The following is a 15,348-nucleotide window of genomic DNA, read 5'->3' on the forward strand; positions in this document are numbered from 1 at the left end:
AGTTATTATTGCTATTTTAACTATTGAGATTTTAATCTACCTTAAATAGCTCTTGATTGTAGCTTGCGCAAGAGAGTAATGTTAACATATGGATAAAAACATTGAATGTGTAAAGAGCGGTTGTTATATGAACGGAAAGTAAAAATATGAGTGATCCAATGAAAACAGCATTAAGCCTTGTTCCTATGGTTATTGAACAAACCAATCGTGGTGAACGGGCCTATGATATTTTTTCCCGTCTTTTAAAGGAGCGGATTATTTTTATTAATGGTCCTGTCGAAGATGGTATGGCAATGCTTGTTTGTGCACAATTGCTTTTCTTGGAAGCGGAAAATCCTAAAAAAGAAATTAGTCTTTATATTAATTCTCCAGGTGGTGTCGTAACATCTGGTATGGCTATTTATGATACTATGCAGTTTATTCGCCCTCCTGTTTCTACGCTTTGCATGGGGCAGGCGGCATCTATGGGGTCTTTATTGTTAACAGCTGGAGCAAAAGGTCATCGTTTTACATTGCCAAACGCACGTATTATGGTGCATCAACCATCTGGTGGTTTTCAAGGTCAAGCTTCAGATATTGAGCGACATGCGCAAGACATTATAAAGATGAAACGGCGTTTAAATGAAATTTATGTTCAACATACAGGTCAAGATTATGAGATTATTGAGAGAACTCTCGATCGCGATCATTTTATGACAGCAGAAGAAGCCAAAGCGTTTGGCTTAGTTGATGATGTTATACAATATCGTGCAGAAACTGAAAAAGAAGAAAAAGATTAAGAGTTTTTATAGAAAAAACAGCTACTTTAAATCACAGAGTTTTATAAAAAATATCGCAAAATAAGACAAACACCTAAAAAGATTGAGACATGCATGGTTTTCTATATGTCTTTTAGTTTTCATGATGAAAAGCTTCCTTTGAAAAGGCAAAGTATTCATATATCGTGGTGAAAGGAAAGAAAAATGAGCAAAATTAGCAATAGCGGGAACGAATCAAAAAATACTCTCTATTGCTCGTTCTGCGGCAAGAGTCAGCATGAGGTGCGTAAGCTCATTGCGGGGCCTACTGTATTTATCTGTGATGAATGTGTAGAGCTTTGCATGGATATTATTCGGGAAGAAAATAAGTCTTCTGGGGTTAAGGTGCGTGATGGTGTTCCTACGCCACAGGAAATTATAACAGTTCTTGATGATTATGTTATTGGTCAGCAGCATGCAAAGCGTGTTCTTTCTGTTGCTGTTCATAATCATTATAAACGGTTGGCGCATCAGTCTAAAAGCAATGATATTGAGTTGGCTAAATCAAATATTCTTCTTGTTGGTCCAACGGGCTGTGGTAAAACTTATCTTGCACAAACATTAGCACGTATTATTGATGTGCCTTTTACGATGGCGGATGCGACCACCTTGACTGAAGCGGGTTATGTGGGTGAAGATGTTGAAAATATTATTTTGAAACTTCTTCAAGCAGCAGATTATAATGTTGAACGTGCGCAGCGTGGTATTGTTTATATTGATGAGGTTGATAAGATTTCTCGTAAGGCTGACAATCCTTCTATTACAAGAGATGTTTCGGGGGAAGGGGTTCAGCAAGCGTTATTAAAAATTATGGAAGGAACGATTGCTTCTGTTCCTCCTCAAGGTGGACGTAAGCATCCGCAACAAGAGTTTCTTCAGGTTGATACCACAAACATCTTATTCATTTGTGGGGGAGCTTTTGCAGGTTTAGAACGGATTATTTCAGGGCGTGGTGAAAAAACTTCTATTGGTTTTTCTGCGACCGTTAAGGCTCCTGATGAGCGTTGTGTCGGTGAAATTTTTCGTGATTTAGAGCCTGAAGATCTTATAAAATTTGGTCTAATACCAGAATTTATTGGGCGCCTTCCTATAGTCGCTACCTTAGAGGATTTAGATGTTAACGCCCTCATGCAAATTTTATCACAACCTAAAAATGCGTTAGTAAAGCAATATCAGCGTCTTTTTGAAATGGAGAATGTCGAGTTAGCATTTCATGAAGATGCTTTACGTGTTATTGCGAAGAAAGCAATTGAACGTAAAACCGGTGCTCGTGGTTTACGTTCTATTATGGAGAAGATCCTTCTTGAGACGATGTTTGAGCTACCGGCTCTTGAAGGCGTTCAAAAAGTGGTTATTTCGAGTGATGTCGTTGATGGGAAAGCGCGTCCTCTTTATATTTACTCAGAACGTGCAGAAGATAAAGAAAATGTATCAGCATGATATTGTGCTAAGCACAATATGAAAGGTGGTAATAAACGGTATTTGATGGGTGTTTATAATAATATCATTATAATGCTTGATTTATGTATTAGTAATTACCACTTCATGTATTGTGAAGAGCTGAGGTTTTCTAAAGGTGAGCTGGTTGTTGTAGATAGCTCATAGGCTCCAGAAAGGAGAGTTATGCAATATATTGATGAAAAGACAGATGAAGTAAGAGATGGGGTTTATGCTGTTTTACCTCTTCGTGATATTGTTGTCTTCCCCCATATGATTGTCCCACTTTTTGTGGGGCGCGAAAAATCAATTCGTGCTCTTGAAGAAACGATGGCGGTTGACAAGCAAATACTCTTGGTGACACAAAAAAACGCTTCTGATGACGATCCAAAATCAGAGGATATTTATCATATTGGTACATTTGCTAATATTCTTCAACTTTTAAAGCTTCCTGATGGTACTGTAAAGGTTTTGGTTGAAGGAACTGCACGTGCAAAAATTAGTCAATTTGCTTTAAGTGAAGGTTATCATCAGGCATATGCGACTGTTACAGAAGAATCTAGAGAGAGTGATGTTGAGATTGAAGCTCTTTCAAGGTCAGTGATTGCTTATTTTGAAAACTATGTAAAGCTTAATAAAAAAATCTCTCCTGAAGTTGTTAATGCGATTGGTCAGATTGATAATCCTTCTAAGCTTGCCGATACGATTGCTTCTCATTTGATGATTAAACTTGCAGAAAAACAGGAAATACTAGAGCTCTTACCTGTACGGACCCGTCTTGAACGTGTTCTGTCCTTCATGGAAGGAGAAATTTCTGTTTTGCAGGTTGAAAAACGTATTCGTTCGCATGTTAAACGGCAAATGGAAAAAAACCAACGAGAATATTATCTCAATGAGCAGATGAAGGCTATTCAAAAAGAGTTAGGGGCAGGTGATGATAGCCGAGATGAGCTCTCTGAATTAGAAGAACGTATCAAGAATACAAAACTATCTAAGGAAGCACAGGAAAAAGCTGGGGCAGAATTGAGAAAATTACGGAATATGTCTCCTATGTCTGCAGAAGCGACAGTTGTCCGTAACTATCTTGATTGGTTATTAGCAATGCCTTGGGGTAAAAAATCTAAGATTAAAAACAATTTAGATTTTGCTGAAAAGGTCATGAATAATGAACATTTCGGTCTTGAAAAAGTTAAGGAGCGAATTATTGAATATTTGGCTGTACAAAGTCGCGCGTCAAAGATAAAAGGTCCTATTATTTGTTTGTTAGGTCCTCCTGGTGTAGGGAAAACATCATTAGCGCGCTCTATTGCAAAGGCGACGGGGCGTGAGTATGTTCGTATCTCATTGGGAGGCGTGCGGGATGAAGCAGAAATTCGCGGACATCGCCGAACATATATTGGTTCGATGCCTGGAAAAATTATCCAGTCTATGAAAAAAGCAAAAAAATCTAATCCGCTTTTCTTGCTTGATGAAATTGATAAAATGGGACAAGATTTTCGTGGAGATCCTTCATCCGCTTTATTAGAAGTTCTTGATCCTGAACAAAACAGTACATTCATTGATCACTATTTGGAAGTTGAATATGATCTTTCTGATGTCATGTTTATCACAACTGCCAATACGCTTAATATTCCAGGTCCGTTAATGGACCGTATGGAAATTATTCGTATTGCTGGTTATACTGAATGTGAGAAAATGGAAATTGTTAAACAGCATCTTTTACCAAAGGCACTAAAAGATCACTGTTTGTCTAAAAAAGAACTCAGTATTTCTGATGGAGCACTAAGGTCAATTATTCAGTTTTATACACGTGAGGCAGGCGTTCGTAACCTTGAGCGTGAACTCATGAAAATTTCCCGCAAATCCGTTACTAAAATTCTCAAAACGCATCAAAAATCTGTAAAAGTTACAGAAAATAATATTCATGATTTCTTGGGTGTTAAACGTTATCATTACAATCAGATTGAAGGAGAAAATCAAATTGGTGTTGTGACAGGCCTTGCGTGGACAGAAGTTGGTGGAGAGTTATTGACCATTGAAGGAGTTATGATGCCCGGCAAAGGTAAGATGACTGTAACTGGAAATTTACGTGATATTATGAAAGAGTCCATTTCAGCGGCAGCATCTTATGTACGTTCTCGTGCTGTTGATTTTGGTATTGAACCTCCACTTTTTGAAAAACGCGATATCCATGTTCATGTTCCAGAGGGTGCGACGCCAAAAGATGGCCCATCTGCTGGGATTGCAATGGTGACAGCAATTGTTTCGGTTCTTACAGGAGTAGCTGTGCATAAAGATATTGCAATGACTGGTGAAATTACTTTACGTGGACGCGTTTTACCAATTGGTGGATTAAAAGAAAAACTCCTAGCAGCTCTTCGAGGAGGGATAAAAAAAGTACTTATTCCTGAAGAAAACGCAAAAGATTTGGTTGATATTCCTGACGATGTCAAAAATAATATGGAAATTATTCCGGTAAATCATGTGAGTGAAGTTTTGAAACATGCTTTGGTTCGTTTTCCAGACACTATTGAATGGAAAGAACCCTCTACGGTGGCTGTCCCAATCCGGTCAGAGAGCAGTGATAGTGAAGGAATACAGATTGCACACTGATTCACTTATCTCATTTATAACGACATTTTTTAGGTGGCAGAAGGCGTTGTTGAGGTTATTATTCTGTTTTTTGTTGGAAAAAGTAAAAAATTCCGTGAATAACTGTGATTATTGCTAAAAAAACAATGTTTTGGATAAAAATAAGACTTCTGTTTGTTGTACTTTTCAATAAACTGACCAATAACATGATTAAGTCATGTTGTCAGGTAATATAGGGAAAGGAAATATTTTATGAATAAAAGTGAATTGGTTAGCTCCGTTGCTGAAAAGGCAGGTGTTTCGAAAGCGCAAGCTGGTGCTGTTGTTGATGCTTTTATGGCTTCTGTAACAGAAGCTTTGGCTTCAGGAGGAGATGTTCGTCTTCCTGGTTTTGGCTCTTTTGAAGTTTCTCATCGTGCTGCAACAAAGGGGCGTAATCCTTCAACTGGTGCTGAAATCGATATTCCAGCACGTTCTGTACCCAAATTTTCTGCAGGAAAAAGCCTTAAAGAAGCAGTTAATAAAAAATAATTTAAGCGACATTAAAAAACCCGATTTATTTATAAGCGGGTTTTTTTTACACATGTATTATGCGTGTTTTTTATATAATATTTTGAGATCTTTGCGGTATTTTTTATTTTCATTTATTGCTGGTATTTTTGAAAATGATTTTAAGTGTTGTATAAAGTACTGTCAGCTTAAAATATATTGTTTTTAGACATTTCAATAAAATATTGCACTGTATTAGTGAAGTACTGGTATGGGTTATAAAATGTAATGTTAACTTTTATTACGCTGAAGTGTTACGGTGTTTATTTCAAAAATAAGACCCGTAAATAGTATGAGGCAAAAAACTCTGTGAAGTGTATAAAAGTTATTATATACCACCATTTATGCTTAATAAAAGCGCATATTGGTGCCATTGTACTATTTTTCTCAGTTCCTATAATGTTGCGACTAGCCCTCAATATCTGAGACGAGTGCATAAGGGGTAATTTTATTCTTTTACTTATACGCCAAGCTTGCTTGTGACGCACCAAGAGGATAATTTTTATCGATTTATTATAAGAGAATCTGAAATGAAAGAATCTTATGATAATCAGATTTCACTTTCAATATTATGTTTTTTCTTGGCATTTAAGAGGGAAGAGACAGATCAAGCTCTATCCTACAAATATTTTTTCCATATCTTTATTTCACTTGTGATATGCAAGCGAGCGTTTTTCTTCTATAAACTAATTACATTACATAATATAAAAACTATCAATCAATAGAGATAGTACAGTATTGCTTGTGTATTTTCCATCTATTTTATTTTTAGTTATTAAATCATATAAATTGTTGGTAGCGGTAAAGGTTTTTTATAGCCAAAAGTTATTTTACAAGCACCTACATAATTGAATAAATGATGAAACGTAGGTAGTATTTATTGATTGGGAGAGACAGCCATTAAAAGGCTTTAGAATGATTTTTTCACGAGAGTCATATCAGTAGATGAGAAGCGAATCGTGTGTTTTTTATAAACAGAAACTCTTTGATTCTTTATCTGCTAACCACTGAGTACAATCATTGAGAGCTCTCGCTGTTATGGCTTGTTTTTTTACTAATTTTTTTTCTTTACTTGCTAGGCGTTTTCCTGAATGTTTAATAGAAGCAATAGGGGGAAAGAGTCCGAAATTGATATTCATTGGCTGAAAGGACTGTGTTTCTGCTTTTTCATCTATGATGTGTCCCCCCGTAATATGATTCAAAAGGGCTCCGAATGCTGTAGTTTGTGGGGGTAGGCAAGGGGAAATATGATGATATTCGGCAGCAGCAAAACGTCCAGCAAGAAGCCCTATTGCCGCTGATTCTACATAACCTTCACATCCGGTAATTTGTCCTGCAAAGCGTAGTTGTTTTTTTTGTTTTAAACGAAGGGTTTGATCAAGAATAATTGGCGAGTTGAGGTAGGTATTGCGGTGAAGACCACCAAGACGCGCAAACTCTGCTTTTTCAAGACCGGGAATCATTCTAAAAATGCGAATTTGTTCACCATATTTCAGTTTTGTTTGAAAGCCGACCATATTGTAAAGCGTTCCAAGTTTATTATCTTGGCGTAATTGAACGACAGCATAAGGTTTAACTGTAGGGTTATGGGCATTGGTTAAGCCCATAGGTTTCATAGGACCGTGTCTTAACGTTTCAAGTCCGCGCTCAGCCATAATTTCAATGGGGAGGCATCCATCAAAATAGGGCGTTTTTTCAAAGTCACGAAACTCTGTTTTTTCAGCATTTTTTAATGCTTCAACGAATGTTTTATATTGTTCTTTGTTGAGGGGACAATTAAGATAATCTTTTCCTGTTCCCTCAGGACCAATTTTATCATAGCGAGACTGATACCAACAAATGTTGATATCAATACTATCGGTATGGATAATAGGTGCAATCGCATCAAAAAAAGAAAGAGCTTTTATACCGGTTATTGCTTGTAATTCTTGAGCAAGTGCAGGCGATGTAAGGGGACCCGTTGCAATGACAACATGTTTCCAAGCTTTAGGAATTTCTTGAACTTCTTCACGTTTGATTGTTATAAGAGGATGGTTTTCGAGTGCTGTCGTAACAGTTTTTGAAAATCCATCACGGTCAACAGCAAGGGCACTACCTGCGGGAACTTTGTTGGCATCAGCAGCTTTCATAATTAACGATTTCGCTAATCGCATTTCAGCATGTAAAAGCCCTACGGCATTTGTTAATGAATCATCGCAACGAAATGAATTTGAACAAACCAGTTCTGCCAAATTATCGGTTTTATGGGCATCTGATTTTTTTTCGGGTCGCATTTCATGCAAAACAACAGAAATTCCTGACTGAGCGATTTGCCAACTTGCTTCACACCCCGCAAGACCGCCACCGATGATATGAATTGGGATATCAAATGTCTTTAACATAATTGACTTTTAGCGTAAGCAGTTATGTATGAAAAGCATAGATTTTGTTTTTTTTAATATATTTGTTTGCTTTTTTTCTGTAATTAATGGTATAGAAACGCCGCTTGTATAAGGTTATTAGCTTGTAAGTTTGAGCGGATGTGGCGAAATTGGTAGACGCACCAGATTTAGGTTCTGGCGGGAGACCGTGGGGGTTCGAGTCCCTCCATCCGCACCAAAGCAATCCCTTAAGTGCTACGGATTTCTACGTGTCTGAAATTCCGCTTCATGGTAAATGTAACACTCGAAGTGTTAGAATGTAATGATTATTAGAGTGGGTTTATCCCTCTCCTTAGGAAAATGAAGGTGTTTAATGCAGGTTACCGAGACGCTTAATGAAGGACTGAAGCGCGAAATTAAGATCGTGGTTCCAGCGAAAGATTTAGAAGAAAAGTTGAATGAAAGATTGGATGATACCAAGGGAAAAATCAAGCTTAATGGTTTTCGTCCCGGTAAAGTGCCTAGTGGGCATTTGCGAAAAATGTATGGTAAATCCTTTATGGCGGAGATTCTCAATGAGATACTCAGTGATGCGCCTCGGTCTATTTTAGCAGATCGCAATGAACGTGCAGCGATGCAGCCGAAAATTGATATAGATGAAGATGAAAAAATTCTAGATGGCAAAGCTGATTTTACTTTTAGTTTAAAGTATGAAGTTTTACCAAAAATTGAAATTAAAGATTTTGAACATATTAAGGTTATCCGTGAAATTGCAACTATTCCTGAACAGGATATTGATGATCAAATCAATCGCGTCCTTTCTTCTACGCGTAATTATTCCCTAAAAGAGGGGGCTTCTGAAGAAGGTGATCGTATTACCATAGATTATCAAGGTAAGCTTGAAGGCGCTCCATTTGAAGGTGGGGCAGATAGTGATGCACAACTGATTCTTGGGTCAAAACAATTTATTCCTGGTTTTGAAGAGCAATTGGTTGGTGTGAAAGCTGGGGATGCAAAAACGATTTTTGTTAAATTTCCTGATAATTACAGTGCAGCACATTTGGCCGGACGGGAAGCAGAGTTTGACATTACTGTCAAAGCTGTCTTTAAACCAGATGAATTAAAAATTGATGATGAAGCAGCACAAAAAGTTGGTTTAGAGTCTCTGGATCGCTTACGTGAGGTCGTTCGTGGACAGATTGAGAGCCAATATGGTTCAGTGACACGTCAAAAAGTTAAGCGTCAAATTCTTGATGCTTTAGATGCTGATTATAATTTTGAGATTCCTGAAGAACTTTTAGAGATTGAGTTTAACAATATATGGGCTCAGGTTAATGATGATTTGAAAAAGGCTGGGCGCAGTTTTGAAGATGAAGGTATTACAGAAGAAAAGGCACGGGAGGAATATCGTATCCTTGCGCAACGTCGTGTTCGTCTTGGTTTGGTGCTTTCTGAAATTGGAATGAAGGTTGGTGTTAAAGTTAGTGAGGATGAGCTAAAAGCAGCCGTTTTTGATCAGGTTCGTCAGTATCCTGGACAAGAGAAAGAGATTATGGATTTTTTCCGCAGGACTCCGGAAGCTGTTGAAAATCTACGTGCTCCAATTTTTGAAGAAAAGGTCATTGATCATTTATTAGCACAGATAAAAGTCACAGATAAAGAAGTGACGGTTGAAGAGTTGATGAAAGAATATGACGAATCAGATGTCCCTGAAGAAAAGCCGGCAAAGAAAAAATCTGCAGTGAAAGAAACCTCTACAGAGAAAACATCAGTTAAGAAAAAGGCTCCTAAAAAAGCTTAATATTTATGCAAACAGAAAAAGCCCGATAGAATCGGGCTTTTTGTAAGATTTATATCCTATGATTGCACTGAGAGAATGGTTTTAGATAAGCCATGAGTGTATTTTAAAATATTGGTAGTGGATTGGCAATGAGCATCATTGATACGCGTACTCCTGATTCTAAGCGTTTTATTTCTGGAGTTACAGGTGATTGGGAAGTCATCATTGGCATGGAAGTTCATGCGCAAATCATATCAAATTCGAAACTTTTTTCAGGAGCGTCAACCAAATTTGGTGCAGAGCCGAACAATCATGTATCACTCATTGATGCAGCCATGCCAGGTATGTTGCCTGTTCTTAATCAAGAATGTGTCCGTCAAGCGGTTCGAACGGGGTTAGGATTAAAGGCGCATATTAATTTAAAATCTGTTTTTGATCGCAAAAATTATTTTTATCCAGATTTACCGCAGGGGTATCAAATTTCTCAATTTCGCTATCCCATTGTGGGAGAGGGAAAGATTATCATATCTGTTGGTCCAGATTCGAATGGCCAATTTGAAGATATTGAAGTGGGAATTGAGAGGTTGCATCTTGAACAGGATGCTGGAAAATCGATGCACGATCAACATCCAACGATGTCTTTTGTAGATCTTAATCGTTCTGGTGTTGCTCTTATGGAAATTGTTTCCAAACCTGATATGCGTTCATCAGATGAAGCCAAAGCCTATATGACAAAATTGCGTACGATTGTTCGTTATTTGGGCACTTGCGATGGCAATATGGATGAAGGTTCTATGCGTGCAGATGTCAATGTATCTGTTCGTCGTCCTGGTGAAAATTTTGGAACGCGCTGTGAAATTAAAAACGTTAATTCTATTCGCTTTATTGGTCAAGCAATTGAGTATGAAGCGCGTCGTCAGATCGCAATTTTAGAAGAGGGAGGAGTCATAGATCAAGAGACTCGGCTTTTTGATGCGGCTAAAGGTGAAACGCGCTCTATGCGTTCAAAAGAAGAAGCACATGACTATCGTTATTTTCCTGATCCTGATCTTTTACCATTAGAATTTGATCAGGCATTTGTGGATGCTTTGGCAGAAGACTTACCAGAATTGCCTGACGCTATAAAAGCACGTTTTGTTAAGGAAATGGGATTGACAGTGTATGATGCTTCCATTCTTGTGACGGAAAAGGCTATTGCTGATTATTTTGAAGAAGTAGCGCGTGGGCGTGATGGAAAAATGGTTGCCAATTGGGTGATTAATGACCTTTTAGGGGCTTTAAATAAAGATAATCGTGAGATTGAAGAGTCACCAGTATCGCCAAATCAATTGGGAAGCATTATTGATCTCATAAAAGAAGGAGTTATTTCTGGAAAAATTGCCAAAGATCTTTTTGAGATTATTTGGAATGAGGGGGGAGATGCACGCCAAATTGTAGAAGAGCGAAATATGAAGCAGGTGACGGATACAAAGGCAATTGAGAGAGCCGTTGATGAAATCATTGCTAATAATTCTGATAAAGTTGCGCAAGCAAAACAGAAACCCGCTCTAGCTGGTTGGTTTGTTGGACAGGTAATGAAAGCAACAGGTGGTAAGGCAAATCCTCAAGTTGTTAATGAATTGGTTAAGATGAAACTTGGCATAGATTAAATTTTATGGGGTGGAGAAGAAGCCATACATATGATATCTTCTTGAAATTAAGGGATAGCACGTTATCCTATCAATTGGAATTGTAGCTGAATTTCCTAGTAACTTTTTCGGTAATTTCAATCGTTAACAGTTTTATTCCAACGATTAATTTCATGAGCGCACTAAATGAATGGAATAGCAGATGGCTCGTTTTTTTAAGCAAATCTTCACATGGTGGAATGGCAATACTATTGGTACGCGTTTTTTCACATGGCGCAAAGGTAAGCGGATAGGGGAAGATCAATTTGGAAATATATATTATGAAGGGGGACTTCATAAGGATGGTTATCCGCACCGTTGGGTTATCTATAAAGACTATTCTGAGGCCTCTACTATTCCACCAGGTTGGCACGGCTGGATTCATCATCGCTGTGATTCTCCACCAACACAGGAGGATTATCATCCTTATGAATGGGAAAAGCCCCATGTTGCAAATATGACAGGAACAAGTGAGAGCTATCGACCAAAGGGGGCTATCACCTCCAGTGGAGAGCGTTCTTGTGTGCATGAAGATTATGATGCGTGGTCACCTAAAAAATAAAATGTTTTAATGCGCTCGTATATTTTTGTCTTATTTGAATCTATGTTATGAAAAGAATTATTTTTTAAGGTGCGATTAATTTTGATATGATGAGATTTTTTTTATTGTTAGGGGTGAGGCATTTTATATATATTTTTTTAATGGGAATTTTAGTGTTTTTATCCTTAAATAATGGGGTGCGTGCTGAACGTATTAGCAATGGAATTGCTGTTTTTGCAGGTCTTGACAAAATCACGGGGCGGACCACACGTTTTGAAGTTACTCTTGGTAAAATTTATCAGTACGGTGCATTACAGGTAACACCACGTGCGTGTTATACGAGCTCTAAAGATGAACCAACGCGTACAACTGGTTTTGTTGAAGTCAATGAAGTGACATTAGATAAAAAAATACGGCGTATTTTTACAGGATGGATGTTTGCAGATAGTCCTGGTTTGAATGCTGTTGAGCATCCTATTTATGATGTGTGGTTAAAGGATTGCAAGCAGAATTCTCAAGATCTTCCTCTTCAATGATGAGTGTGTTATCTATTTATAATACATTGATTTATAATGGTCATTTATCATTTTACAACTTAATAGGAGGTTCAAATTCCTATGATTGCCTCATTTAAAATTTTTCTATATTGAATTAATCCAAATTATTCTCTTGCGCATTACAAGTGGCGGATGTGCAGATAAGATTCTCTAAGATAAGGAATAAAAATTTCCTTCATGAACTGTTTAAATTCAAAGATGCATCATTAGAACCAACGTATTTTTTCAGTGTTTCATAGGAGACAGTTCTTGAATTATATCTGTTAGAGGTTGAAATGAAAGGCTTGTTTATATTTGTTAAAGAGATGGACTGACGCTTTTGCATTTATGAGGGAAAAAGGCTATCAAGAGAGTAATTCATCATGAAACACCAATGAGTATATCTAGAGAAAGCTGTGTTGGTAGTTTTTTCTCATAGAGATGTCGTTTTTCATTCAAAGAGTAGAAGCAATGCAAGCTATATTAATGGAAAAATTGAGATTTAAGATTATTTAAAGTTTATCAATCGAAGTATAGCTTAGTTAAAAAATGCAATGATCAATATATTTCTAGTAAGAAAACAATGTTTATATATTTTGATTATACACCACCTCATAAGTGAGTTTATCTATTCGTAAGTTCTTGTGTATTGTATGATAACTTCACATTTAAGTAAGCAGGATACCACTAAGTTTGTAAATCATATTCTTGGTATCCATGCTTTTTAAAATCTTTTGTATAAAATACACGTGTTTTCATGTAGAGCTATTGAAAAAGGGGCTCCGAAGAGGCGTTGAAAAGATTCTGTATCACTGGGAGTGGTATATTTATTTTGTATAAAGAATAACCCATTTTCTGAAAAATACGAGATTTTATACAATGAAAGTTTTTAGTCACCAACATAATGATGTTTCCCGATTGCCGAAACAACCTAAAGAACCCTTGTTGAATGTTCCATTTATTATAGTTGTTTTGATAGCATTTTGTTTTTGTCTTTATTGCATTTCTCAGTATTTTTTCTCTCATCAGGTTTATACTGAAAGTCTTGAGTTTTTTTCATTTATACCAGCATTGTTTAAGAGGGATCCTGTAGCACTCTGTTATACCATGGTGAGTTATTCATTTATGCATAGTAGTTTTAAACATGTTGCTCTTAATATGGTTTGGCTTTTGGTTTTTGGCTCTCCTTTAGCAAGGCATTTTGGTGTTTTGCGTTTTTTAATTTTTTGGGTGTTAACGGCAGTTATTTCTGTTTTGACTTATTTTACATTTCATCAAGAAAGTACCATATCACTTATTGGGGCGTCAGGTGCCGTATCTGGAATGATGGGTGCTATTGCACGTTACGGTTTTCCTAGTGGTAATCTAGCTGTCAATGCGCAGAACGAAAAACTTTTGGGACCTTTATTGTCCATTAAAAAAGCTCTGTGTTCTAAGGGGGTGCTCGTTTATATGGGTGTATGGCTGATGGCTGATTTTATTATAGGTATTTCTTCTATTTTGTTTGAAGAAAATGGCATCTCAATAGCATGGGAAGCTCATATTGGCGGATTTCTTGCAGGTTTTTTGTTGGTTGGTTTTTTTGATGTTTCACAAAAAAATTAAAAACTAGAATCTAAGATATTTATGTGCCACATAAAGCGCTATTGTTGCTGCATTTGAAACATTTAATGATTTAATATTTCCAGGCATATCAAGGCGTGTTAAAGCGCAAACGGTTTCACGTGTTTTTTTACGTAAACCTTTACCTTCTGCTCCTAAAACAAGAGCAATTTTATTCCCTGTTAATGCTGTTTCTAGAGGTTTGTGCCCTTCTGAATCAAGACCAAAGCTTGTAAAACCTGTTTGATGAAGTTCTTGAAGAGCTTCAGCGAGGTTTCGTACGGTAATATAATGAATCATTTCCAGAGCTCCAGATGCCGCTTTTGCAAGAACACCGTTTTCGTGGGGAGAGTGACGGCAAGTTGTAATAAGCGCTTTAGCTTTCAATGCAACTGCAGAGCGCATAATAGCGCCAACATTATGCGGATCAGTAATTTGATCCATGACAATGACCAGATCAGTATTGGTTAGTTCCGACAGTTTGCATGGTTTGAGGGGGAGAGTTTCCAAAACAATACCTTGATGAACAGCCTCACTTCCAACAAGCGAATCAAGATATTTGGGGGTGCATAATGTAACAGAGCAAGGATAATCTGATTCGGATATATTTAATCGTTTTAAGGCATTTTGTGTAACGTAAAGACATTTTAAAATTCTTTTTGGGTTTTCTAAAGCTGCCTGAACAGAATGAATGCCATAAAGATGGATTATCCCTTGGTGTAAAGAAGCAGCTTTCTTCTTTAGGTGTGTAAAAGATCGAGAAGAAGAGCTTTTTGTATCGCGATATCGGCGACGTAAACGAGCATAATGAGAATTTTGTGATGTTTTTTCTTTCATAGCTTCTTTATAGCGTGTTAATAAGAAAAATAGAGAGAAAAAATTTATGATTTAAAGTTATGAGCAGGAAATTTGTACAGAATTGTATTTATTCTGTTGACAGATACAATAGTAATCGTCATAACCACTTCGCAATCAGATTGAATTGAATGGGTATTCAAGATGGTTTTCGTAATGTCTCATTGCGCGACTTTACCGGTGTAATGGAGGGGTGCCCGAGTGGTTAAAGGGGGCGGACTGTAAATCCGTTGCGTATGCTACGTTGGTTCGAATCCAACCCCCTCCACCATTCATCGAAGGAGAGTTTGTATGTGAGTCATGCGGGTATAGCTCAATGGTAGAGCAGCAGCCTTCCAAGCTGAATATGCGGGTTCGATTCCCGCTACCCGCTCCAAATAGTTGTTGGTGATTGGGCAAATAGGTATGATGGAGGATATTCCATTTATAGATTGGGTGGGGTTTTCCGTCTAAGAGTTGTGGTGATTGAGCTGGTTACAGCCTAATCGGATTGAGTTTTGCAGGACTGTCCCTAGGTGCTAACAAAAATAGGGAATAAAACAAGAGATTAATAGCGATGGCGAAGAGCAAGTTTGAACGAACAAAACCGCATGTTAATATTGGTACGATTGGTCACGTTGATCATGGGAAGA

At 37.4% G+C, this 15,348-nt stretch carries 11 protein-coding genes, 3 tRNA genes and 1 pseudogene; 13 read left to right on the forward strand and 2 right to left on the reverse strand.

Annotation, left to right across the window (positions count from 1 at the left end):
• The first annotated feature begins 146 nt into the window (after window positions 1-146).
• The 4 genes from clpP (at window position 147) to ACFIJK_RS01395 (ending at window position 5,357) form a co-directional block, all read left to right on the forward strand.
• On the forward strand, window positions 147-779 hold the full coding sequence (gene clpP / locus ACFIJK_RS01380; RefSeq protein ID WP_012755012.1) for an ATP-dependent Clp endopeptidase proteolytic subunit ClpP: 633 nt from the start codon (window positions 147-149) through the stop codon (window positions 777-779).
• Between the two features lie 183 nt (window positions 780-962).
• Complete coding sequence (clpX, locus tag ACFIJK_RS01385) at window positions 963-2,237, forward strand: ATP-dependent Clp protease ATP-binding subunit ClpX (protein ID WP_273723371.1); 1,275 nt, start codon at window positions 963-965, stop codon at window positions 2,235-2,237.
• Window positions 2,238-2,420: 183 nt separating this feature from the next.
• The gene (gene lon / locus ACFIJK_RS01390) at window positions 2,421-4,847 is read left to right on the forward strand and encodes an endopeptidase La (protein ID WP_375625956.1); all 2,427 of its coding nucleotides are present in this window, start codon (window positions 2,421-2,423) and stop codon (window positions 4,845-4,847) included.
• A gap of 231 nt (window positions 4,848-5,078) precedes the next feature.
• Window positions 5,079-5,357, forward strand: coding sequence for an HU family DNA-binding protein (locus tag ACFIJK_RS01395; protein ID WP_012231443.1), 279 nt, complete (start codon window positions 5,079-5,081; stop codon window positions 5,355-5,357).
• A gap of 986 nt (window positions 5,358-6,343) precedes the next feature.
• On the opposite strand, the gene trmFO is transcribed toward ACFIJK_RS01395, so the two are convergent.
• A complete protein-coding gene (gene trmFO, locus ACFIJK_RS01400) occupies window positions 6,344-7,756 on the reverse strand; it encodes a methylenetetrahydrofolate--tRNA-(uracil(54)-C(5))-methyltransferase (FADH(2)-oxidizing) TrmFO (protein ID WP_375625958.1) in 1,413 nt (470 codons plus the stop codon).
• 134 nt (window positions 7,757-7,890) lie between these two features.
• Between trmFO and ACFIJK_RS01405 the strand changes: the two genes are divergently transcribed.
• From ACFIJK_RS01405 to ACFIJK_RS01430, 6 genes are all read left to right on the forward strand, one after another.
• Window positions 7,891-7,973: transfer RNA gene (locus ACFIJK_RS01405), tRNA-Leu, on the forward strand.
• A 135-nt stretch (window positions 7,974-8,108) separates the two neighbouring features.
• Window positions 8,109-9,536, forward strand: a complete 1,428-nt coding sequence (gene tig / locus ACFIJK_RS01410; RefSeq protein WP_375625960.1) for a trigger factor — start codon at window positions 8,109-8,111, stop codon at window positions 9,534-9,536.
• 128 nt (window positions 9,537-9,664) lie between these two features.
• The gene (gene gatB / locus ACFIJK_RS01415; RefSeq protein ID WP_375624963.1) at window positions 9,665-11,164 is read left to right on the forward strand and encodes an Asp-tRNA(Asn)/Glu-tRNA(Gln) amidotransferase subunit GatB; all 1,500 of its coding nucleotides are present in this window, start codon (window positions 9,665-9,667) and stop codon (window positions 11,162-11,164) included.
• A gap of 181 nt (window positions 11,165-11,345) precedes the next feature.
• Window positions 11,346-11,744: an NADH:ubiquinone oxidoreductase subunit NDUFA12 gene (locus ACFIJK_RS01420; RefSeq protein ID WP_375624962.1), complete on the forward strand. Its 399-nt coding sequence runs from the start codon at window positions 11,346-11,348 to the stop codon at window positions 11,742-11,744.
• 89 nt (window positions 11,745-11,833) lie between these two features.
• The gene (locus tag ACFIJK_RS01425; RefSeq protein ID WP_375625183.1) at window positions 11,834-12,259 is read left to right on the forward strand and encodes a DUF2155 domain-containing protein; all 426 of its coding nucleotides are present in this window, start codon (window positions 11,834-11,836) and stop codon (window positions 12,257-12,259) included.
• A gap of 879 nt (window positions 12,260-13,138) precedes the next feature.
• The gene (locus tag ACFIJK_RS01430) at window positions 13,139-13,864 is read left to right on the forward strand and encodes a rhomboid family intramembrane serine protease (protein ID WP_375625963.1); all 726 of its coding nucleotides are present in this window, start codon (window positions 13,139-13,141) and stop codon (window positions 13,862-13,864) included.
• 3 nt (window positions 13,865-13,867) lie between these two features.
• Here the strand turns inward: ACFIJK_RS01430 and ACFIJK_RS01435 are convergent, their stop codons facing one another.
• On the reverse strand, window positions 13,868-14,698 hold the full coding sequence (locus ACFIJK_RS01435) for a TrmH family RNA methyltransferase (protein WP_375625965.1): 831 nt from the start codon (window positions 14,696-14,698) through the stop codon (window positions 13,868-13,870).
• A gap of 205 nt (window positions 14,699-14,903) precedes the next feature.
• Between ACFIJK_RS01435 and ACFIJK_RS01440 the strand changes: the two genes are divergently transcribed.
• From ACFIJK_RS01440 to ACFIJK_RS01450, 3 genes and pseudogenes are all read left to right on the forward strand, one after another.
• Window positions 14,904-14,987 (forward strand) — tRNA-Tyr (locus ACFIJK_RS01440).
• 31 nt (window positions 14,988-15,018) lie between these two features.
• A tRNA-Gly gene (locus ACFIJK_RS01445) sits at window positions 15,019-15,092 on the forward strand.
• A gap of 180 nt (window positions 15,093-15,272) precedes the next feature.
• Window positions 15,273-15,348: pseudogene (locus ACFIJK_RS01450) on the forward strand (elongation factor Tu); the annotation flags it as partial.

Source organism: Bartonella sp. PS17NMGDW (genome assembly GCF_042193555.1).
Lineage (GTDB): Bacteria > Pseudomonadota > Alphaproteobacteria > Rhizobiales > Rhizobiaceae > Bartonella > Bartonella grahamii.

Excerpts from the sequence above, each read along its gene's own strand:
- clpP (WP_012755012.1), top strand. The coding sequence starts at position 147 with ATGAGTGATCCAATGAAAACAGCATTAAGCCTTGTTCCTATGGTTATT.
- clpX (WP_273723371.1), top strand. The coding sequence starts at position 963 with ATGAGCAAAATTAGCAATAGCGGGAACGAATCAAAAAATACTCTCTAT.
- lon (WP_375625956.1), top strand. The coding sequence starts at position 2,421 with ATGCAATATATTGATGAAAAGACAGATGAAGTAAGAGATGGGGTTTAT.
- ACFIJK_RS01395 (WP_012231443.1), top strand. The coding sequence starts at position 5,079 with ATGAATAAAAGTGAATTGGTTAGCTCCGTTGCTGAAAAGGCAGGTGTT.
- trmFO (WP_375625958.1), bottom strand. The coding sequence starts at position 7,756 with ATGTTAAAGACATTTGATATCCCAATTCATATCATCGGTGGCGGTCTT.
- tig (WP_375625960.1), top strand. The coding sequence starts at position 8,109 with ATGCAGGTTACCGAGACGCTTAATGAAGGACTGAAGCGCGAAATTAAG.
- gatB (WP_375624963.1), top strand. The coding sequence starts at position 9,665 with ATGAGCATCATTGATACGCGTACTCCTGATTCTAAGCGTTTTATTTCT.
- ACFIJK_RS01420 (WP_375624962.1), top strand. The coding sequence starts at position 11,346 with ATGGCTCGTTTTTTTAAGCAAATCTTCACATGGTGGAATGGCAATACT.
- ACFIJK_RS01425 (WP_375625183.1), top strand. The coding sequence starts at position 11,834 with ATGAGATTTTTTTTATTGTTAGGGGTGAGGCATTTTATATATATTTTT.
- ACFIJK_RS01430 (WP_375625963.1), top strand. The coding sequence starts at position 13,139 with ATGAAAGTTTTTAGTCACCAACATAATGATGTTTCCCGATTGCCGAAA.
- ACFIJK_RS01435 (WP_375625965.1), bottom strand. The coding sequence starts at position 14,698 with ATGAAAGAAAAAACATCACAAAATTCTCATTATGCTCGTTTACGTCGC.